General features: G+C 71.7%; 16 protein-coding genes and 1 pseudogene. 5 read left to right on the top strand and 12 right to left on the bottom strand.

The window, feature by feature from the left end; all coding sequences use genetic code 11:
* Nucleotide 1: 1 nt before the first annotated feature.
* The 4 genes and pseudogenes from ADK55_RS37285 to ADK55_RS35255 all read left to right on the top strand — a co-directional run bounded on the left by ADK55_RS37285 (nt 2) and on the right by ADK55_RS35255 (nt 3,069).
* Nucleotides 2-725, top strand: a pseudogene (locus tag ADK55_RS37285) (transposase family protein).
* A 36-nt stretch (nt 726-761) separates the two neighbouring features.
* Nucleotides 762-986: a DUF6406 domain-containing protein gene (locus tag ADK55_RS35265; RefSeq protein ID WP_267887377.1), complete on the top strand. Its 225-nt coding sequence runs from the start codon at nt 762-764 to the stop codon at nt 984-986.
* A gap of 192 nt (nt 987-1,178) precedes the next feature.
* Nucleotides 1,179-2,087 carry a hypothetical protein gene (locus ADK55_RS35260; RefSeq protein ID WP_159041652.1) on the top strand — a complete coding sequence of 303 codons (909 nt, stop codon included), beginning with the start codon at nt 1,179-1,181 and terminating at the stop codon, nt 2,085-2,087.
* 436 nt (nt 2,088-2,523) lie between these two features.
* Entirely contained in the window at nt 2,524-3,069 is a 546-nt protein-coding gene (locus ADK55_RS35255) for a GNAT family N-acetyltransferase (protein ID WP_053685069.1), read from the top strand.
* Nucleotides 3,070-3,169: 100 nt separating this feature from the next.
* Here the strand turns inward: ADK55_RS35255 and ADK55_RS35250 are convergent, their stop codons facing one another.
* Entirely contained in the window at nt 3,170-4,003 is an 834-nt protein-coding gene (locus ADK55_RS35250) for a hypothetical protein (protein WP_053685067.1), read from the bottom strand.
* Nucleotides 4,004-4,617: 614 nt separating this feature from the next.
* On the opposite strand from ADK55_RS35250, the gene ADK55_RS35245 reads away from it, so the two are divergent.
* On the top strand, nt 4,618-4,902 hold the full coding sequence (locus tag ADK55_RS35245; protein WP_053685065.1) for a hypothetical protein: 285 nt from the start codon (nt 4,618-4,620) through the stop codon (nt 4,900-4,902).
* A 303-nt stretch (nt 4,903-5,205) separates the two neighbouring features.
* Here the strand turns inward: ADK55_RS35245 and ADK55_RS35240 are convergent, their stop codons facing one another.
* From ADK55_RS35240 to ADK55_RS35190, 11 genes are all read right to left on the bottom strand, one after another.
* A complete protein-coding gene (locus tag ADK55_RS35240) occupies nt 5,206-6,249 on the bottom strand; it encodes a methyltransferase (protein WP_053685063.1) in 1,044 nt (347 codons plus the stop codon).
* Between the two features lie 18 nt (nt 6,250-6,267).
* Nucleotides 6,268-7,461, bottom strand: coding sequence for a cytochrome P450 (locus ADK55_RS35235; protein ID WP_053685061.1), 1,194 nt, complete (start codon nt 7,459-7,461; stop codon nt 6,268-6,270).
* Nucleotides 7,462-7,493: 32 nt separating this feature from the next.
* On the bottom strand, nt 7,494-8,687 hold the full coding sequence (locus tag ADK55_RS35230; protein ID WP_053685059.1) for a cytochrome P450: 1,194 nt from the start codon (nt 8,685-8,687) through the stop codon (nt 7,494-7,496).
* Between the two features lie 267 nt (nt 8,688-8,954).
* Nucleotides 8,955-9,797 (bottom strand): ABC transporter permease, encoded by an 843-nt coding sequence (locus ADK55_RS35225; RefSeq protein ID WP_053685057.1) that lies wholly within the window; start codon nt 9,795-9,797, stop codon nt 8,955-8,957.
* Nucleotides 9,794-10,738, bottom strand: coding sequence for an ABC transporter ATP-binding protein (locus ADK55_RS35220; protein ID WP_053685055.1), 945 nt, complete (start codon nt 10,736-10,738; stop codon nt 9,794-9,796). The genes ADK55_RS35225 and ADK55_RS35220 overlap by 4 nt, the downstream gene beginning before the upstream one ends.
* Before the next feature lie 156 nt (nt 10,739-10,894).
* Nucleotides 10,895-11,746 (bottom strand): DUF4097 family beta strand repeat-containing protein, encoded by an 852-nt coding sequence (locus ADK55_RS35215; RefSeq protein ID WP_053685053.1) that lies wholly within the window; start codon nt 11,744-11,746, stop codon nt 10,895-10,897.
* A gap of 40 nt (nt 11,747-11,786) precedes the next feature.
* A complete protein-coding gene (locus tag ADK55_RS35210; RefSeq protein ID WP_053685051.1) occupies nt 11,787-12,299 on the bottom strand; it encodes a hypothetical protein in 513 nt (170 codons plus the stop codon).
* 211 nt (nt 12,300-12,510) lie between these two features.
* Entirely contained in the window at nt 12,511-13,713 is a 1,203-nt protein-coding gene (locus ADK55_RS35205) for a cytochrome P450 (protein ID WP_053685075.1), read from the bottom strand.
* Between the two features lie 24 nt (nt 13,714-13,737).
* On the bottom strand, nt 13,738-13,953 hold the full coding sequence (locus ADK55_RS35200; RefSeq protein WP_053685048.1) for an MbtH family protein: 216 nt from the start codon (nt 13,951-13,953) through the stop codon (nt 13,738-13,740).
* Nucleotides 13,950-15,257: a lysine N(6)-hydroxylase/L-ornithine N(5)-oxygenase family protein gene (locus ADK55_RS35195; protein ID WP_053685046.1), complete on the bottom strand. Its 1,308-nt coding sequence runs from the start codon at nt 15,255-15,257 to the stop codon at nt 13,950-13,952. Before ADK55_RS35195 ends, ADK55_RS35200 begins: the two co-directional genes overlap by 4 nt.
* Before the next feature lie 62 nt (nt 15,258-15,319).
* On the bottom strand, nt 15,320-19,625 hold a 4,306-nt coding region (locus ADK55_RS35190), incomplete at its 5' end, for a non-ribosomal peptide synthetase (protein WP_053685044.1).

Genomic DNA, 19,625 nt, shown 5'->3' with positions numbered 1-19,625 from the left:
TCTGTCCAGCAGCACCCTGCGGCATCTGACGCGACAGCTCACCGCGAGGCGCCGGGAGCTCGGTACACGGTGGCGGCGACTGACCGCCGGCCGCCAGGCGCTGCTCGCCCTGGCCCATCTGCGGTGCGGTGACACCTATGCCCAGCTTGCCGCGGGGTTCGGGATCGGTATCGCGACCGTCTACTGGTACATACGTGAGGCGATCGAAGTCCTGTGCGTCCTCGCACCGTCCCTGGACGAGGCGATGGAGACGGCCCGGACGAAGGCGTTCGTGATCCTGGACGGCACCCTGCTGCCGATCGACCGGATCGCCGTCGACACGCCGTACTACTCGGGGAAACACAAACGCCACGGCATGAATGTGCAGGTCCTCACCGATCCGTTCGGCCGACTGCTCTGGGCCTCGGCCGCTCTGCCAGGCTCCACCCATGACCTGACCGCCGCCCGAAGCCACGGGATCGTCGACGCGCTCGCCGCCGCGGGACTGAAATGCTGGGCGGACAAGGCCTACCAAGGCGCCGGTCGGCACATCCGAGTCCCCTTCCGGGGCCGCCGGCTGAAGCGATGGATGCGACGTCACAACAGCAGCCACGCCAAGATCCGGTGCGTCGGCGAGCAGGCCATGGCTGTCCTGAAGGGCCGTCCTGCGGAAGCTCCGCTGCAGCACCAACCGGATCACCGACATCGTCAAGGCCGTACTCGTCCTTCACCACGCCTCAACATGAGGTTGGAAAAGGCTCACTGTCAGGGGAGGCCAGATCATGCGCCTACCCTTCGGCACTGTCGGAGGGGTCGGAGCGATGGCGGCGCAGGAGGGGCAGCCTGCGCGGGTAAAACTCTTCATCGAGGTACCGGGTGGCGCGAGCGGAGCACAGACCCTGCCCCTGGGAGCCGAGTTCGCCCTGGCCAATGGCACCTGGACCGTCGCCGAGATCAATAGTGCGGGCAGCAGCGAGTGGTCCGTCCGCCTCCAGCGGACCAGCTGACACCCCGTACGGCGACCCTGCCGCAACCTTGGGTCCGCGGGCCCTGTCCCGTGCGGGCCGGTCCTTTGACGGTCATGGCGTTGCCGTCCTTCCCGGACTGCTCCTGATCGGCGATCGTGCGGGAGACGAGGGCGTGCGGGAGACGAGGGCGTGCGGGCCCATCACCGGAACGACGTCGATACCCTCACGGATGTGATCTACGAGGGAACGACGGACATGACCGAGGGCGCTCCGACAACAGCTCGCCTGCGCGATGTGCTGAACCGTGCCGGGCGTGTCGTGATCGTCGAAGCATCGCCTGACGAGGCGAACTCAGCCGACGTGGCGCAGATCGTGGTGACCGGTGCCGAAATCGCCGACCTGGCCCGAATGCTGGCCATTGTGGACGGCGGTACCGGCGACCGGTGCCTGTGCGACGGCTGGCCAACGATCATGGTTCACGACGCGACCGGGGAACTGATCGCCTGCTGGACGCTGCACCACCAATCCGGTCTGCGTGGGACGGGTGACTGCGATGCCGACCTGCGGGATGGTCCGGCACTCACCGAGTGGCTGGCGGAGCGAGGTCTGACCGGATCTCGGGAGGTTCAGGCGGAGCTGGCCGTGCAGGAGGCCGAGGAGGACCGGCGTCGAATGCGTTGGCTCCAGGGCGCGCCCGCCGGGCTGCGCGACGCGGCCAAGGACCTGGCTCACCCGCCGGGGGATGACCTGGAGGCCTGGGCAGGTCAACTGCGCGACGTCCAGGCCCGCCTCGCCACGCTCATCCACCACTGCCATCCCGACGCCATCGAGCGGATCCGCGTCCTGCTGGCATGGGCCGGGATCCCCGCCAGGGAGCCCGGTGGCGGCCTGAAGTGGTACGACATGGCCGTCCAGCAGCAGTTGCTCGCCGAAGACCCCGACCTGATCCTCGCCGCACTCGCCACCTCGCCGAGCCCGGCCCAACTCGACGGCGCGGCCCAACTCTTCGGGTCCCTCGATTGGACCGGAGCACATGGCAGGCGGCTCCCCGAACCGGTGAGGTCGTTGCTGGTGGGGCACATCCAAGCGGCCGGCACCGACCCCATGAGGTTCCGGCTGCGCCACGGCTATTACGCGTAGGAGCCGATGCCGATCCCGGCGGGGGTGGCCGGCTCCTCGCGGCGCAGGCCGGAGGCGCGGCGCAGGCCCACCTGCTGCGGGCCGGTCCGAGTGCGGCGGGTTCCCCGCGGACAACCGGCCCGCCCAAGGACACGGAATGACGCGAGGGTGGGTAGACGACGACCGGTGCCACCCCTGAGGTGATCGGGAACGGATCGCTGTCCGCAGCGGCGGGACCGGTGAGCCGGCCAGGTGCATCCCGCTGCGGGGCACCCCCTACGACGACGTGATCCGCAGCCGGCCGCCGAGGGTCGAGGACAGGGGAAGGAGCAGGAGCAGGGATGAACTGGTGTGGTTGGAAGCCCAGTTGGTGAAGATGGGCGCCACATTCGGAGTCCATCAGGGTGGGACCCGCTCTTTCGGATCGCTCTGACAGGCGTGCGATAGATTACCGGCCATGACTGGACTCGGCCGCACGGCTTGGCCACCCGCCCCGATCAGGACCGAACGGCTCGTGCTGCGGGAGTCCGAGGCCCGGGACCGCGCGGCGTTCATCGAGCTGTTCGCCTCGCCCGAGGTACGCGCCTACCTTGGTGGCCCCCGTCCGCGTGATGAGCTCGAGCGTGCGGTGCCCGCCGTGCCCGGACGGCGTACCGGCCTTTTCGTGATCGAACTGGACGGAGCGATGATCGGCATGGTCACGCTCGATCGGCGCAACGCGGAGCGTCCGGGGCGCATCCGTCCGGATGCCGGGGAGGCCGAGCTCAGCTACACGTTCCTGCCGGAAGGTTGGGGACGCGGCTACGCGGCCGAGGCGTGCACGGCGGCACTCGACTGGTTTGCCGGTGCTGTTCCCGGCGAACCGGTGGTGCTCTGCACCCAGACGGCCAACGACCGTTCGATGCGCCTCGCGGCGAAGCTGGGTTTTGCCGAGGTGGAGCGGTTCGAGGAGTACGGGGCCGAGCAGTGGTTCGGCGTGTGGTCGGTCCCGCCGTCCGCTTGAGGGCTCTCCCGGCGATCGATCCGAACGAGGACCGGGCCCTCCAGGGTGGGTCCAGCGGCAAAGGAGACAACCGACCGCAGTGAACTGGCCGCCCTCGCGGCTACCGGCCGAGCAGCGAGCCGAGCGTAACGCCGTACCGGGTGCGCAGCCGCCGTATCTCCCACAGGGACAGCGCGGACACGGACAGCGGGCCGGCCAGCGAGAAGGCGTAGAGCACGACGGGCGGCGCGGCCACGTCCGGGCCGTCGAAGAGCTGGAAGACGTAGAGGGACCAGACCAGCAGCGGGGAAAGCAGGGCCGGTAGCAGCTCGTGCACCTCCCCCGTACGGAAGCAGGAGTTCAGGCCGGTGTAGGCGGCGGTCAGGGTGAAGAGCACGGCCGCGACGAGGACGGCAACGCAGACGAGCGCGGCCGCGACGAACAGCAAGCCGATCAGGAGACCGGTGAAGATCGTGCCCAGGGTGGTGCCGAAGAGTCCCAAGGTGATGTCGTGCGGGCCCACATCCGACATCGAGATGATGTCACCGCGCAGGGCCGCCACCATCAGCCAGATCACACCGGCTCCGAGCGGCAGCGCGCCCAGCGCTTTCAGAGGGCCGGTGACACGGCGGGCGTACACGCGGCGCGAGGGCGGCCTGGCCGAGAGGATGCAGAGGGCGACGGCGACGACCCCTGCCGCCACGACGATGGCGCAGCCGATCAGCAGTTCCTCCAGCTTGCCGAGCACGAAGTCCTGGCGCCCTCCGCTCAGGGGGTAGGCCAGAAGGAGCCAGGTCACGCCTGCCAGTCCCAGGGCCGTGCGGATGCGCTGTCCCCTGGCGATCACCGGGTCCTCGATGCGGTCCGGGGCGGAGGGGCCGGTCATCGCCCGGGCCGCCACCAGGGGATTGGGCAGGGCGCCCACCTGCGCGTTGAGGCGCTGACGCGTGGTCAATTGACTTCTCCGAAAGGTGTTCGCCTACGCCGAGGTGGCCAGACTCCGCCACCGGGCGTGCGCCACCCTAGCTGATCATGCCCGCGTCACTATTATCGTCACTCGGATGACAATAGGTGGGGATCCGTCTCATGAACGACGCACCACAGGACCAGAGCACCGGCCCCCTCCCTTCGGCCCGCGCACCTTCCCGTGTGGCACCGGCCCCCATGGGCGGACAGTCCCGGGACGGGGGAACCGGCGCCGGTGGGATCCCCTCTTTGATGAGGGGCCCGAGGGGGGGAAGTGCATGGCGGGGAAAACCGTTCCGGCAGCCGGGCGCATGGTGGTGGCGGGGCTCCTGTGCGCCCTGATCGGGGTGCGGCAGCACGGCATCGGGAGGGGCGGCAGGAGCTGCGCCCGCGCCCTCCTTCTCGCCGACCGCCGACTGCGGCCTCGACACGACGACTGATGACCCGAGCGGCGGGTACGCGGGCCCGCCGACGGACGAGGAGACCGGTGGGTACGCCGGCCCACCCACCGACCAGGAAACCGGCGCCGGCGGCGCCGGTCCGCCGACCGACGGCGAGATCGGCAACGGGGGCGGTCCCTGCGGGCCCGCGGACTGGTTCGACATGACCCGGGACTTCCATGCCTACCTCCAACAGCACCTCACCAAGGCAGACGACGGCACCGTCTCCCAGGACTCCGTGCGGGAGACCCGCGTCCGGAAGGTGAGCGCCGCCGGAGAGGCGCGGATCACCTTCGCCTCCTACTTCACCGACGACGCCCTCAGCCGTGACGCCGCGCTCCGTCTGGCGCGGCTGTTCGCCGACTGGCGGCGCGAGGTCTACGGCGACACGGGCAGGGTGACGGTCCGTACCACCGAAGGGACGGTGCTCGTCACCCTGACCTGGTGACCCCCGGCCTTCGCACGTCCCATCACCGCGCGCCTGCCGACTGACCGTGAGGCCGGCGGCGACGTCCTTCGGACACGTCGGCGACGTCAACCGCCTTCCTGCCGCGGCGTCCGGGAACCGCGCATGCGACGTACGCGCGACCGCTTCCATGGCGTGAATCGGAGGAACCGGCCCGCTCGCGAGGCACCGAGTCGGGGGCAGGTCTTCGGGGGCAGGTCGTGGGGGCCGGGTCTTGCGGTCACGTCGTGGCGTCACGACGTGGGGTCACGACGTGGGGTCAGGTCTTGGGGTCACGGCGTGAGGTCACGTCGTGGGGGTCGCCTCGATGACGTGATAGTCGGGCATGCCGTCCGGCACGGGGACCGGGAAGGTACCGGTCAACTTGAAACCGGCCCCGGCCAGCAACTGCGCGTACTCCTCCTCGGTACGCTCCCGACCCCCGGCGAACACCAGGTTGTTGAGGTCGGTGAGCCCGTACGCCGCCGACGCCTCGGGGGTCAGCACCGGCGGCATCAGGGTCTCCACCAGCAGCAGCCGTCCCGTGGGCGGCAGGCCCGCACGACAGCCGCGCAGCAGCTCCCCGGCCCGCTCATCGCCCAGGTCCCGGACCAGGTTGTTGAGCAGGCAGGCGTCGGATCCCGGTGGCAGCGGCGTCCCGGAGCCGGCGGTGAGCTCGCACCGGTCGGCGACCCCCGCGGCCGCCAGGGCGGCCGAGGTGCGCTCCAGGTTCTCCTCGCGTTCGTGGATCACCGCGCGCAGCGCGGGCACGGCGGTCAGGACGGCCGCGGTCAGGGTGCCGTCGTCGCCGCCGAGGTCGGCGAGGAGGGAGAAGCGGGAGAAGTCGTACGCCGCGACGACGCCCGGCGCGAACACCGCGCCGACCTGGGCCATCCCGGTGCGCAGCTTCGCAGCCGTCTGCGGATCGGCGAGCATCGTCTCGTGGGCGGTCAACCCGGAGACGGGGTCCAGGGCGGGCCGGCCGCTGCGGACGACCTCCGTCAGCTCGCCCCAGGCGCGCCAGAGCTCCGGCGCGGTGGAGAGCATGACGTCGTCGCGTTCGGCCCCCGCCAGGCCGCGGCCGAGCGCGGTCAGCGAGAACCGTTCCTCGTCGAGCTGGGTGACGAGGCCCAGGCCGGCGAGGGCGCGCAGCAGTCGGCGCAGCGCGGCGGGGTCCGTGCCGGTCTGCCGCGCGAGGTCGGGGTGGGTGCGGGGGCCGTCGCCGAGGGCTTCGGGAATCCCCAGCTCGGCGGCGGTGTAGAGGATGCGGGCCGGGACGAAGCCGAGGGCCATGTGGGACAGCGACTGCTCGGCGGGGGCGGTCCCGGCCGACCCTTCGGTGACGGACAAGGCGTCTCCTCTCAGGAGTCAGGAGGTCAGCAGGGGGAGCGTGTTGACGCCGACCATGTCGGGTGTCGGGAAGAAGGTCGGGGGCCGCTCGGGGTCCGTTCGGAGCACCTGGAAGCGGTCGAGGAGGGCGTTCAGCGCGATCTTGCCCTCCAGGCGGGCGAGGGGGGCGCCGATGCAGAAGTGGACTCCGTGGCCGAACCCGAAGTGCGGGTTGGGGTCCCGGGACGGGTCGAAGGCCTCGGGGTCGGTGAACTGCAGCGGGTCGCGGTTGCCGGCTCCCAGCCAGAGCATGACGATCTGGTCCTTGGGGATGGTGGTCCCGGCGATCTCCACCTCGGTCCGGGTCGCGCGGGCGAGCGCGGTGGAGGGCGACAGCAGACGCAGGGCCTCCTCGATGGCGCCCGGCACCAGCGTGCGGTCCGCGCGGACCTTCGCGGCCGCCTCGGGGTAGGCGTCCAGGCACAGGACGGTGTTCCCGAGGAGCATGGTGGTGGTGACGTGGCCGGTGACGAGCAGGATGTTCGCGACGTTGACGATCTCGTTGTCGGTCAGGCGGCGGCCGTCCGCCTCGGCCTGCACGAGGTGTGTCAGCAGGTCCTCGCGGGGGTTGCGCCGCCGGTCGCGCACGTGCCCGGCCATGTAGTCGAGGAGCGGGCGCAGTCTTTCGGTGGCGTCGCGGACGTCGGCGGCGCCCTGGCCGCTGCCGTCGAGGAAGCTGAAGCCGCTGAAGCCCTCGATGATGTCGTCGGCCCATGTCCGGAACAGGGTCCGGTCCTCGGCCGGGACGCCGAGCAGCTCGGCGATGACGATGACCGGCAGCGGGTAGGCCAGGTCGGCCGCGACCTCGATCTCCGGCCGGCCCTCGACGGCGTCGAGCAGGTCCCGGGTGATGTCGGCGACCCGCGCCTCCATGCCGGCGACCAGCCGCGGAGTGAAGGCACGGCTGACGAGCTGCCGGTAGGTGCGGTGCCGCGGCGGGTCCATCTGCGACATGTCCCCCTCCAACAGCGGGGCGTCGACCGAGACCGGCAGGAGGTGGGCGAGGTCGGAGGTGAACGTGGCGTGGTCACCGAGGATGTGGCGGGCCTCGGCGTGGCCGTAGACGTTCCACACTCCCTGCGCCTCGTCGAAGAGGACGGGCGAGGCGGGCCGGTGGCCGCGCAGCCACTCGTGCTCGGGGTGGATGTTCCACCGTTCCACGACCGTGGTCATCACGCTTCTCCTTGCCGGGGGCTTCGGGGCGGTCACTGGGTGACGACGGGCAGGGTGGCGACGCCGCTGGCATCCACCACCTGCAGGAACGTCGGCGGGTTCGCCGGGTCGGCCCGCAGGTTGGGCAGGCGGTCCAGCAGGGTCTCCACCGCCGCCCGGCTCTCCATCCGGGCCAGTTGGCGGCCCAGGCAGAAGTGGATGCCGCGTCCGAGACCGAGGTGCGCGTTGGGGGATCGCCCCGCGTCGAACCGGTCGGGGTCCTGGAACTGCCGCTCGTCCCGGTTCGCGGCGCCGGTCCACACGATCATCAGCTGGTCCGCGGGGATGACCGTGCCGGCCACCTCCACCGCGGCGTTCGTGGCGCGGCCGACGCCGCATATGGGGCTCATGTACCGCATGGACTCCTCCAGGAGCGGAGGGACCAGCGCACGATCGGCCCGGACCCGGGCGTCCTGGTCGGGGAAGGCGTCCAGGCAGAGCACGGTGTTGGCGATGAGCATGGCCGTGGTGAGGTGTCCGTTGACGAGCAGGCGGTTGGCGATGTTCGCGATCTGGCTGTCGTTGAGGCGTTCGCCGCCCAGTTCGGCGTGGACGAGCTTGCTGATCAGGTCCTCGCGCGGTCGCCTGCGGCTCTCCGCCGCCCGCTCGTGCCAGTAGTCGCGCATTTCCCAGAGGAGTTCGAGTTCCTTGTGGAGTTCTTCTTCCTGTTCCAGGACGGTCTCCGGCGACTCGAACTTCTCCGAGCCGTCGAGCATCTTGTCCATCCATGTGCGGAAGACGGCGCGGTCGCTTTCCGGGACCCCCAGGAGGTCGGAAATCATGATGAGCGGCAGCGGGGCGGCGAATTCCGCGACGAGGTCGAACTTCTGCTTTCCGTCGATCTGGTCGACGAGTTCGTCGACGATGCCCTGGACCCTGGATTCGAGCTTCGCGACGAGTTGAGGAGTGAAGGCGTAGTCGACGAGTCCGCGCAGCTTGCGGTGGAGCGGCGGGTCGGTGTGGCTGAAGTCCCCCTCCACCACCGACTCGTCGAGTTTGATGGGGTCCAGCCGCATGGTGTCGCTGGAGAAGGTCCGGGGGTCGCCGAGTATCGCAGCCGCTTCGGGATACCCGTAGACGTTCCACAACTGCAGTTCCTCGTCGTAGTCGACGAGTTTCTCCGGCCGCTGGCCACGCAGCCAGAAATGGCCCGGGTGCATGTCCCACGTGTCGACGGGCGAGGTCACAGGAGTGTCCTTCCGGGAATCAGGCAGGGGGTCGCCGATGCGCGTTCCGCGCGGCCGCCGCTGCGAATGGGGCGGCGAATTCGGCAAGCGCGTTCAGTCTTCAAGCGGGCGGTCCGCGGTGTCAAGGCCGGTCCGTACGAGGGGTGTTGTCCCGGCGACGGGACAGCCGCGGCGGGCCCCCGCGACGGCACGCGGGGGCGGCACTGAGGGGCGTACGGGCGTACAGGCGTACGGGCGGCCGTACGGGAAGGCTGTCGCCGCGGTTCCTCAGCCGACGCGCTGCATGGCCTTCTCGCGGCGGGCGGCGACGGTCGAGCCGGACTCCCGGCGGGCCATGCGGCGCAGGACGATCGGGGCGAGGACCAGGCCCACCACCGCCCAGGCGGTGAGCACCCCGACGGTCTCCAGGTGCCGCCAGGACTCGCCGAGTTCGACGGTGACGGCGTCGTCGGGCAGCAGGGCCGAGCGCATGCCGAGGCCGAGCCAGTAGATCGGGAAGACCTGGGCGACCCACTGCACCCATTCGGGCATCGAGGTGATGGGGTAGAAGATCCCCGAGGTGCCGATCATGGCGAGAATGGGCAGGGTGAGCAGGCCCTGGCTGCGGGCGCTGCTGAACACCGATCCCAGGACCGCGCCGATCGGCAGGGTGGCCACCAGGCCCAGGAGCAGGACCCAGCCGAGCGTCAGCCAGGAACCCAGGTCGCCGACCGTGAGGCCGGGGATGAGGAACAGGGCCGGCACGAGGAAGATGGCGAGGTCGACGATCACGCCGCCGGCCACGGAAATGATCTTTCCGATGAGGTAGGCGGGCATGCCGTGCGGGGTGGCCTTGGCCCTGAGCAGCGTTCCGTCCTCGCGTTCCGCCGTCAGCAACTGGCTCATCGAGACCATGGCCATGGCGGCGTTCATGCCGAGGATGCCGGGCAGGACCAGGGTGCCGAGCTCGAACCCGCTGTCCCCGAAGGACACGTCCCTGAGGAAGTAGAGCACGACCAGCATCAGCACCGGCCAGAAGAAGTGGTTGAACAGATCGCCGCCGTTGGTGAACGACTGGCGCAGTTCGATGCCGCCGCGGGCCCATCCCGCGCGCAGTGCGGTCCTGTTCATCGGGCCGGTTCCCCCAACTCGTCCGCCGGGGTGGTCGCCCCGGTCTCGGCTCCGCCGGCGTCGGCCTGCTGCCGCACCAGGGAGAGGTAGGTGTCCTCCAGCGTCGCCTTGCGGATCTCCAGGTCGGTGACCGACTCCCCGTACTGCCGGAAGAGGTCGAAGGCGAACTTGGTGGAGTCCGAGGTCGTCCGGTGGTACTGCGAGCCGTCGCGCGACCAGCGGACCTCGTCCTCGCCGACGATGCGTTCGGCGAGTTCCTGGGCGGTGCCGTCGGCGATGATCCGGCCGCCCCTGAGGATCATGATGCGGTCCGCGAGCTTCTGTGCCTCGTGCAGGTCGTGGGTGGTCAGGACGATGGTGGTGTCCTGTTCGCGGGCGAGCCGGGCCACGAGGTCGTGGAACTCGCGCCGGGCGACCGGGTCCAGTCCGGCGGTCGGCTCGTCCAGGAAGAGCAGTTCGGGGCGGCCCACGATGCCCACGGCGACGTCGAGGCGGCGGCGCTGGCCGCCGGAGAGCATCCGGACCTTCTTGTCCGCCTGCGCGGTCAGGCCGACCGCGGCGACGAGCTCGTCGGTGTCCCAGGGGCGCCGGACGGACTGCGTGGAGTACCGGGCGTAGTAGAGGCCGAGGTGCGCCAGCAGCTCGCGGACCCGCCAGCGGCCGTGGTCGCGCCAGGACTGCAGGACGACGCCGACCCGGGCCCGCCAGGGCTCGTCGGCGTGCGCGGGGTCGGTGTCCAGGACCTCGACCCGGCCGGCGGAGCGGGTGCGGAAGCCCTCCAGGATCTCCAGCGTGGTGGTCTTGCCCGCTCCGTTCGGCCCGAGCAGGCAGACCACCTCCCCGTGCCGGACGCGGAAGGTGACATCCCTCAGGACCTCGGCGGTGCCGTAACTCATGCGCAGGCCGTCGACGTCGATCACGACCCGTTCGGCTGTTGTCATAGTTCTTCCCTCATGGGTGCACGTCTCTCCGGTGGGGGAACGATCGGGGTGGCGGCCCAGGAGCCACGGGGGACGAAGGACTCCCGGGCCGCCCGGCCTCGGCCGCGTGCGTTCGCGGGTGTGCCGAGGCCCGTCCGTGGGGTGGGCGCGATGTGTTCAGGAACGGTGGACGGCGATGTCGCCGCTGTAGGTGCGCACGCGCACCTCGACGATCTCGTCTCCGGTCGCGGGGCCGCCGACGGTCTTCAGGGCGTTGTGCACGGTTCCGGTCAAGGTGCTCACGTCGAGCCGGGCGGCCGTGCCCTCCCGGATGCCGATCTCGATCTCGGCGGAGGAGGCGGTGAGTACGACGGTGCCGCGGACGATCTCGGCGAGGCGGATCCGGCCGTGGGCGGTCTTCGCCTCGACGTCGCCCTGCGCCCGCTCCACGTGGAAGTCGCCGTTCATGCCGCTCAGCCGCAACTCGCCGGTGATCTCCCCGATCCGGGTCTCGCCGTGGTCGTTGCCGATGTGGGCGGAGCCGTCGATCCTGTCGACGCGGACGCCGCCCGAGCCGTTGCCGATCCTGACGCTGCCGACGGCGTGGCCGACGGCGATCTCACCCCGGGAGGTGCTGAGCCGCAGCGGCCCCGCCTCGTCGAAGCGGAAGTCGCCGTGCGCGGCCTCGAAGCGGCACTCGCCGAGCCGGCCCTCGGCCCGCAGGGTGACCGCGGTGCCGCGGCCGCGGACCTGGGATCCGGCGGGCAGTTCGACGTCCAGGTCCACGGAACCGACCTGGCGGGCGGATCCCGGCCAGTGGATGCCCTGTCCGGCGACGCGGACCGAGAGCCGGTCGTGCGTGCAGTCGACGCGTGCCTGTTCGGCGGCCTTGACGTCGGCGGGGTCGGAGGGGTCGGTCGGACGCACCTCGACGACGGTGTCGTCGCGGTCCGCCGCCCTGATGGACAGGTTGCCGTGGGGGATCTCGATGCGAGCGGAGATCGGTCCCGGGGTCTTGAACGTTGTCATGCCGGCCTTCCCTGGTGAGCCGTCGGTGCGGACGGGTGCGCTAGCGCACCCAACCCACGTTGTACTGCCCTTCCTGCGCCGGCGGGCCCTCGGGGCGGGGCGGCCCGCCCAGGGTCGCGGTGACGGCCCGGACCAGCCAGGTGTTCACCGACAGGCCCTCCCGGCCGGCCGCTTCCTCGATGCGCGCCTTGAGGTGTTCCGGCGGGCGGAAGTTGATGCGTGCCGGGGCGCCGTCCTCTTCGGCGGCGGGCGGGTGCGACTCCGGTTGCGGTTGCGGTTGCGGTTGCGGGGCCTTCGCGGTGCGGGGACCGGCCGTCGGGGTCACCACGAGGGCGGGGTCGAGCCCGCGCAGCCGAACCTCGACGGCCTGTGGGGCGAGGTCACGGGAGACCTCGTCCGCCGCCGCGGACAGCACCCCGAGGAGGGTCAGTCGTACGGAGGCGTCCAGCGCGGAAGCGAGGCGTTCCGCGACGGCGAGGGCTTCCCCGCCGGCCGCCTCCGCGGCGACGAGGAACTCGCCGCGGACGTTCTCGACGAAGGGCGTCAACTTCATAGCGCCATGATGGCACACGCATGGCGCCATCCACAACCAGGCCAGGGCGCCACTCCTCGATCGGACGCGACCCGACCGTTTCAAGCGAGGGCCGAGCCTGAGGGATCCTGTCGGCGCCGTTCCCTTGTACGCTGGCGCCACAGTGGCGCCGACATGCCTGCGGCGGCGGCCCCCGAGGGGGCCGCCGCCGCAGGCCGTGCTCCGTCGTGCGTCAGTCCCGTGAGGTGCGCACCGGCAGGGTCGCCACCCCGGTGGTGTCGAAGCCGGGCATGAACGTCGGCGGGTGGTCGGGGTCGGTGAGAAGCTCCGGGAAGCGGTCGAAGAGCAGGTTCAGCGCGACCCGACCCTCCATCCGCGCCAGCGGGCCGCCGAGACAGAAGTGGATGCCGCGGCCGAACCCGAGGTGCGGGTTGGGCCCGCGGGTCACGTCGAAGACGTCCGGATCCGCGAACTGCCGCGGGTCCCTGTTCGCGGCCCCGAACCACACCATGACCATCTGGTCCGCGTCCAGCCGCCGCCCGGCGACCTCCACCTCCGCCGTGGTGGCGCGGTACGTCGCGGCCACCGGGCTCATGAAGCGCATGGACTCCTCCAGAAGACCGGGCACCAGTGACCGGTCGCGCCGCACCCTGGCCGCCTGCTCGGGGTAACTGTCCAGGCACAGCACCGTGTTGCCGATCAGCATGGTGGTCGTCAGATACCCCGCGATCAACAGCATCTTGGCGAAGTTGACGATGTGGTTGTCGCTCAGCCCGCGTCCGCCCAGCCGCGCCGAGGCGAGCCGGCCCAGCAGGTCGTCCCGCTCACCGCGGCGCCGGCACTCGGCCGTGTGCTCGCGCAGGTACTCCAGCATCTTGCGCATGGGGACCATGCCCGCCTCGAAGATGCGTTCCTGGTCCTCGGCATCGTCCTCCATGGACACGTCGCCGAGGCTGAGCACCATCTGCGTCATCCAGCCCTCGAACAGGTGCCGGTCGGCGGCCGGGATGCTCAGCAGCTCCGCCACCACGGTCACCGGCAGCGGGTAGGCCAGGCTCGTCATCAGGTCGAACCGGTCCCGGTCGGCCACCGCGTCCAGCAGCTCGTGGGTGAGCGCGGTGATCCGGGGCTCCAGGTCGGCCACCACCTTCGGGGTGAAGGCGTGGCCGACCAGGCTGCGCAGTTCGCGGTGGTCCGGCGGGTCGGTCTGGAGCAGGTCGCCCTCGGTGAACGACTCGTCGGCGCCCATCGGCAGCAGTCTCGCCATGTGCGAGGAGAAGACCTGCGGGGTGCTGAGGACCTCCACGGCCTCGCGGTAGCCGTAGACGTTCCAGGCGTTGGTCTTCTCGTCGAACTCGACCGGATGCCCCGGGCCGCGTCCGTGGAGCCAGAAGTGCTCCGGGTGGATGCCCCAGCGCTCGGCCGGACTGGTCATGAGGTTCCCCTTCACCGTGTCCCTTCAGCCGTTCGCCATGGCCTCGCGCAGGCTCCTGGGCCTCATGTCCGACCAGTTCGCCTCCACGTACGCCTCGCACTCCTGCCGGCCCTCCTCGCCGAACACGACCCGCCAGCCGTCGGGCACGGCGGCGAAGGAAGGCCACAGCGAGTGCTGCTCCTCGTCGTTGACCAGGACGAGGAAGCGGCCGGTCTCGTCGTCGAACGGGTTGCTGCTCATGCGTCGGTTCCCTTCGTGGTGGCACCGGACAGCAGCCGGGCCGTGATCGATCGCGCGATGTCACCGCTGCGGACGGCGATGTTCGACAGCAGTGAGGACGCGAGTCCGTGGGTGTGCTCGGTGCCGCCCTGGAGGTAGAGCCCCGCGTCCAGGCCCTCCCCCGTGACCATGCGGTAGTCGCGGGTGACCCGGTGCCGGCCGTTCTCGTCGCGCAGGCAGTACGCGTCGAGGTCGCCGAGGACCGCCGCGGGATCCATCGGGGCGTATCCGGTCGCGCAGACCAGGACGTCGACGTCCAGGTCGTACGTTTCCTCGTCGGCCAGTGAGTGCACGGTGATCCGGGTGTGGCCGCCGGCGGGCCGGGCGTCGGTGACCCGCGCCAGGTTGCGGAAGTCCAGCCGGCCGGCGCCGTTGAACTCGTCCTCGTAGGCGCGCTCGTACAGGCCCCGGATGACCTCGTCGTCGACCACCGAGTAGTTGGTGTTCCGGTGGTTGTCCCAGATCGCGTCCTTGGACCGCTGCGAGCCGTGGAAGTAGCGGTCCACCGCCTCCGGGTCGAACACCTGGTTGGCGAAGGGCGTGTCGTCGGCGATGGCGTAACCGTACGACGGCACGATCGCCGTCACCCGGACCTCGGGCAGGTGGTCGTGGAGGTACCTGACGATTTCGGCGGCGCTCTGGCCGGCGCCGACGACCGCCACCCGGCGCAGCGGGCGACCCTGCCGCTCCCGCAGCCGGTGCAGGAACCGCGAGCTGTGCCAGACGTGTTCGCCGGCCTCCAGCCCGGCGGGCATCCGGGGCACCAGGCCGGTGGAGACGACCACGTTGAGCGCCTCGACGGACCGGGTGCCGCCAGCGGCGTCCCGCATCCGGACGCGGACGCGCCGCGCGGGCCCGCCGTCGTCCGCGGGGACCGCCGACATCCCGGTGACCTCGCAGGAGTAGTCGGCCTTCAGGGTCAGCTTCGACTCGGCCCATTCGAGGTAGTCGTGGAACTCCCGCCGGGTGGGGAAGAAGTCCTGGTTGTTGACGAAGCGGGTGAGACGGCCCACGTCGTGCAGGTAGGAGACGAAGCCGAACCGCGACGCGGGGTCGCGGAAGGTCGCCAGGTCCTTCAGGAAGGACACCTGCATCTTCGCCGAGGGCAGCAGCATGCCCCGGTGCCAGCCCAGCGACGGCTGCCGCTCGAAGAAGGCGGAGCTGACCGGATGCGAGCCCTCCTCCAGTGCGACGGCCAGCGACAGGTTGGAGGGCCCGAAGCCGACGCCCACGACGTCGTAGGTCTCCGGAGCACTGGTATCCATGCGATTTCCCCTCGTGTCGGAAAAGCGGGACCGGCGGGCGCGCTCGCCGCCGGAACGGCGGCTCAGCGGCCGGCGAGTTCGCGGGTGATGACGGCGCAGATCTCCGCCGCCGGTCCCGGCAGGTACAGGTCCTCGTGGGCGGCGTGGACGGGGTGGCGGTGCACGGTGCCGCCGACGTACGGCGCCCACGTCGGCGCGTAGGTGCCCTCCGGCTTGGGCACCGCGTCGAAGAGCAGCACGTCGCCGTCGAAGACGGGCACCGGGAAGCCGGGCATCAGGGACGTGTAGTTGAGCCCGATCCGAACGGCGGTCTCGACGAGGCTCTCGTAGTCGTCGGCGCCGACGGCTCCGGTGAGGTGCTGGGCGAAGTAGTCGCGGAACTCGGTCTCGGTCGGCAGGGGCCGGCCGGCGAGACTGCTGCTCGGCACGCTGTCGAGCAGCGCCACCAGTCCCACCTCGTGACCGCGACGCCGCAGTTCCGCGGCCATCGCGTGGGCCAGGGTGCCGCCGCTGGACAGGCCCATCAGGTGGAAGGGCCCTTCGGGCTGCACCGCCAGGACCTCCGCCACGTAGTCGTCGACCATCTCCGCCACCGAGCCGGGCAGTGGAGTCGACCCGTCGAAGCCCTTCGCCTGGAGCCCGTACACCGGCCGGTCCTTGGGGAGCAGTCCGGCGAAGCCCAGGTAGGGCCAGCTCAGGCCGCCGCCGGGGTGCACCCACCACAGCGGTTCGCGGTCCCCGTCTCCCTTGACGGTCAGGACGGGCGCGAACGGGTCGGCGTCCGAGGCGGTGCCGGCGCCGCTGTCCGCTTCGAGGCGGGCGGCGAGTCCGGCGGCCGTCGGCGACTGGAAGACCACGCGCAGCGGCACCTCGACGCCCAGGACGGCCCGGATCCGGGTCACCAGCCGGTTGACGAGCAGGGAGTGGCCGCCCAGGTCGAAGAAGTCGTCGGTGGACCCGACCGGGCCGGTCCCCAGCACCTCGGCGAACAGGCCGCACATGATGGCCTCCCGGGTGCTCTGCGGGGCGCGTCCGGCCGTGGTCCGGGACGTGTCGGGCGCGGGCAGGGCGCGGCGGTCGAGTTTGCGGCTCGCCGTGAGCGGCACCGCGTCGATGACGAGGAGCGAGGGCGGAACCATGTGTCCGGGCAACCGGTCGCGCAGGTGGCGGGCCAGATCGGCCGGGTCGGGCTCCGCCTCTCCGGCGGCCACGACGTACCCGGCGAGCCGGCGATCGCCCGTGCGGGTGTCGACGACGACGACCGCCTCCCGGACGTCCGGGTGGTCGCGCAGCGCGGCCTCGATCTCGCCGAGCTCGATGCGGAACCCGCGGATCTTGACCTGTTCGTCGGTCCGCCCGCGGAAGAGCAGGTCGCCGTCGCCGGTCCACTCGACCACGTCGCCGGTGCGGTACATCCGCTCGCCGGGTGCGCCGAAGGGGGAGGCGAGGAACCGGCCGGCGGTCAGGGCCGGCCGACCCGTGTAGCCGCGGGCCAACCCGGCGCCCGCGATGTACAGCTCGCCCGGGACGCCGGGCGGGACCGGGCGCAGCGCGCCGTCGAGGACGTGGACGCGGGTACCGGCGACCGGCCGGCCGATGGGGCGGGCGCCGCCGTCGCCGGTGAGGGGCAGGCTCATGGTGGCGCAGACGGTGGCCTCGGTCGGGCCGTAGACGTTGACCACGCGCCGGCCGGGCGTCCAGCGGGCGACGAGGTCGGGGGCGGCCGCCTCGCCACCCAGGACCAGGCAGGACAGACCCGACATGGATCCGTCGGGCATGGCGGCGAGCATGGTCGGGGTGAGCATCAGGTGGGTCACCCCGTGCCGCTCGACGGTGTCGGCCAGCGGCGTGCCCGGGACCAGTTCGGCGGCGTCCGCCATCACCAGCGAGGCACCGGAGAGCAGGGCGGTGAACACCTCGCACAGCGAGACGTCGAAGCTGGGCGAGACCAGTTGCAGCATGCGGTCGGCAGGGGTGAACGCCAGCCGTTCCACGTGGGACAGGACCAGGCCGGCCAAGCCCCGGTGGGTGACGGCCACTCCCTTGGGGAGGCCGGTGGAGCCGGAGGTGTAGATGACGTACGCGGTGTTGTCGACGGTGGCGCGGACGCCCGGCATGGCCGCGGTGGCGGTCTCGGCTTCGGTGGGCGCCGGCGGCGGCGCGTCGATCCGCAGGGCGGGGACCTCCGACGCGGACAGGGCGTCGGCGGTCGTGGCGTCGACGAGGGCGAGCCGGGCACCGGAGTCCCGCGCCATGAACGCGATCCGGCCGGGGGGCAGGGCCGGGTCGACCGGAAGGTAGGCGCCGCCGGCCTTCAGGACCGCGAGCAGGGCGGTGACCAGGGCGGGCGAGCGCCGTACGGACACCGCCACCACCGTCTCGGGCCCCACCCCGTGCCGGGCGAGTTCGTGGGCCAGGGCGTCGGAGCGGGCGTCGATCTCCCGGTAGGTCAATCGCCGGCCCTCGAAGTGGACGGCGACGGCGTCGGGGGTGGCGGCCGCTTGGCGGGCGAACTGCTCGGCGACGGTTCCGGGGGCCGTCGCGCGGGCGGTGTCGTTGAAACCGGCGAGCACCTTGTCCCGGTCGGGGCCGGTGAGGGTGTCCAGGACGCCGAGCGGGGTGCCGGGGTCGGCCGCGATGAGCTCCAGGACCCGCGCGAACCGCTCGGCGACGTCCTCGGCGGTATCGGCGCCGACCAGGGGCTGCCGGTACCGCATGGCGATCCGCAGGTGCGGGTCGGCGGTGGCGGCGACGCCGAACGGGTAGTGGGTGCCGCCGTCGGAGCCGATCCGGGCCACTCGGACCCCGGCGTCGCCGCCGGCCTCGGCGATGGCCGTGCGGTCGACGGGGAAGGACTCGAAGACGACGACGGTGTCGAAGAGGACGGGCAGCCCGGTGGAGCGCTGGACGTCGGCGAGTGAGACGTGATGGTGGTCCAGCAGGGCGGCCTGCCGGCCCTGGAGCGCGGTCAGCATTTCGCCGAGGGTGTCCCACGGGGAGAGGCGGACCCGGACCGGCAGGGTGTTGATGAACAGTCCGACCATCGCGTCGGCGTCGGGGACGGTGGGCGGGCGGCCGGAGACGGTGGTGCCGAAGACGACGTCCCGGCGGCCGGTCAGGCCGGCGAGCACCAGCGCCCACGCGCCCTGGACCAGGGTGTTGAGGGTGACGCCCAGTTCGGCGGCGCGCCGGGTCAACTCGCGAGCCGTGTCGGGGGTGAGCGGGACGTCGAGCCGGCCGGTGTCGCCGGTGTCCGCGTCGGCGGCGGGGTCGGGGTCGGGCCCGCCCCTGCCGACGGCGAGGAGGGTCGGCTCGTCGGTGCCGTCGAGTTCCTCGGCCCAGGCCCGTGCGGAGGCCTCGTGGTCCCGGGCGGCGAGCCAGGTGAGGAAGTCGCGGTAGCCGCGGACCCGGGGCAGCGCGCCGGGGTCGCCTTCGGAGGCGTACAGCGCCATCAGGTCGCGGGTCAGCAGGGGCAGGGACCAGCCGTCGAAGAGGACGTGGTGCGCGGTCAGCACGAGCCGGGCGTCCGTGTCGGAGGTCCGCAGCAGTGCCATGCGCAGCAGCGGTGCGACGGCGGGGTCGAAGTGGTCCTGCCGGTCGGCGTCGAGGAAGCGCCGCAGGGCGTCGTCGCGGGCCTCGTCGTCCAGGTCCCGCAGGTCCTCCTGTCGCCAGGGCAGCCGGACGCCGTCGACGACGAGTTGCACCCGGTCGCCGGACAGGCCGGGGACGAAGGCGGTCCGCAGGGCGGCGTGGCGGTCCAGGAGGGCCTGGCCGGCGCGGCGCATCCGGTCGGGGTCCACCTCTCCGTCGAGGTGGTGGACCATCTGGACGTGGTAGGCGTCGTGCCCGGACTCGGCCAGCCGGGACTGGAAGAGCAGGCCTTCCTGGAGGCCGGTGAGGGGCCATACGTCGGCGAGTCCGGGGTACTGCTTCTCCCAGGTCTCCAGTTCGCCTTGGCGGACGGTGACGAGCGGTACGTCGGAGGGGGTCAGGCCGCCGGCGCCGGGCCGCGTGGCGTGCCGGGCCAGTGCCTCCAGCGCGGTGTGCCACAGGTCGGCGAGTTCCCGGACGTCCTCGCGGGACAGCAGGCCGGTGGGGAAGTCGAAGCGGGCCTGGAGGGCGGGGCCGTTGTCGGTGTCGGCGACGAAGGCGTTGACGTCGACGGTCGCCATCGCCGGCATGGCGGGGTCGAGGGCCGCGGTCAGCCCGGTGCCCGCTTCGGTGAAGCCCTCTCCCCTGAGGTGGGCGGGCGTGTCGGTGGCGGCGAACCGGCCGAGGTAGTTGAAGGCGATCTGGCCGGTGGGGTGCGGGGCGAGGACGGCGGCGGTCTCCTCGTTGAGGTGTCGCAGCAGCCCGTACCCGAGTCCC

The organism is Streptomyces sp. WM4235 (assembly GCF_001279725.1).
GTDB lineage: Bacteria > Actinomycetota > Actinomycetes > Streptomycetales > Streptomycetaceae > Streptomyces.
This window is presented reverse-complemented; position numbering and strand designations above follow the sequence as displayed.

Excerpts from the sequence above, each read along its gene's own strand:
- ADK55_RS35265 (WP_267887377.1), top strand. The coding sequence starts at position 762 with ATGCGCCTACCCTTCGGCACTGTCGGAGGGGTCGGAGCGATGGCGGCG.
- ADK55_RS35255 (WP_053685069.1), top strand. The coding sequence starts at position 2,524 with ATGACTGGACTCGGCCGCACGGCTTGGCCACCCGCCCCGATCAGGACC.
- ADK55_RS35245 (WP_053685065.1), top strand. The coding sequence starts at position 4,618 with ATGACCCGGGACTTCCATGCCTACCTCCAACAGCACCTCACCAAGGCA.
- ADK55_RS35235 (WP_053685061.1), bottom strand. The coding sequence starts at position 7,461 with ATGACCACGGTCGTGGAACGGTGGAACATCCACCCCGAGCACGAGTGG.
- ADK55_RS35225 (WP_053685057.1), bottom strand. The coding sequence starts at position 9,797 with ATGAACAGGACCGCACTGCGCGCGGGATGGGCCCGCGGCGGCATCGAA.
- ADK55_RS35220 (WP_053685055.1), bottom strand. The coding sequence starts at position 10,738 with ATGACAACAGCCGAACGGGTCGTGATCGACGTCGACGGCCTGCGCATG.
- ADK55_RS35215 (WP_053685053.1), bottom strand. The coding sequence starts at position 11,746 with ATGACAACGTTCAAGACCCCGGGACCGATCTCCGCTCGCATCGAGATC.
- ADK55_RS35210 (WP_053685051.1), bottom strand. The coding sequence starts at position 12,299 with ATGAAGTTGACGCCCTTCGTCGAGAACGTCCGCGGCGAGTTCCTCGTC.
- ADK55_RS35205 (WP_053685075.1), bottom strand. The coding sequence starts at position 13,713 with ATGACCAGTCCGGCCGAGCGCTGGGGCATCCACCCGGAGCACTTCTGG.
- ADK55_RS35200 (WP_053685048.1), bottom strand. The coding sequence starts at position 13,953 with ATGAGCAGCAACCCGTTCGACGACGAGACCGGCCGCTTCCTCGTCCTG.
- ADK55_RS35195 (WP_053685046.1), bottom strand. The coding sequence starts at position 15,257 with ATGGATACCAGTGCTCCGGAGACCTACGACGTCGTGGGCGTCGGCTTC.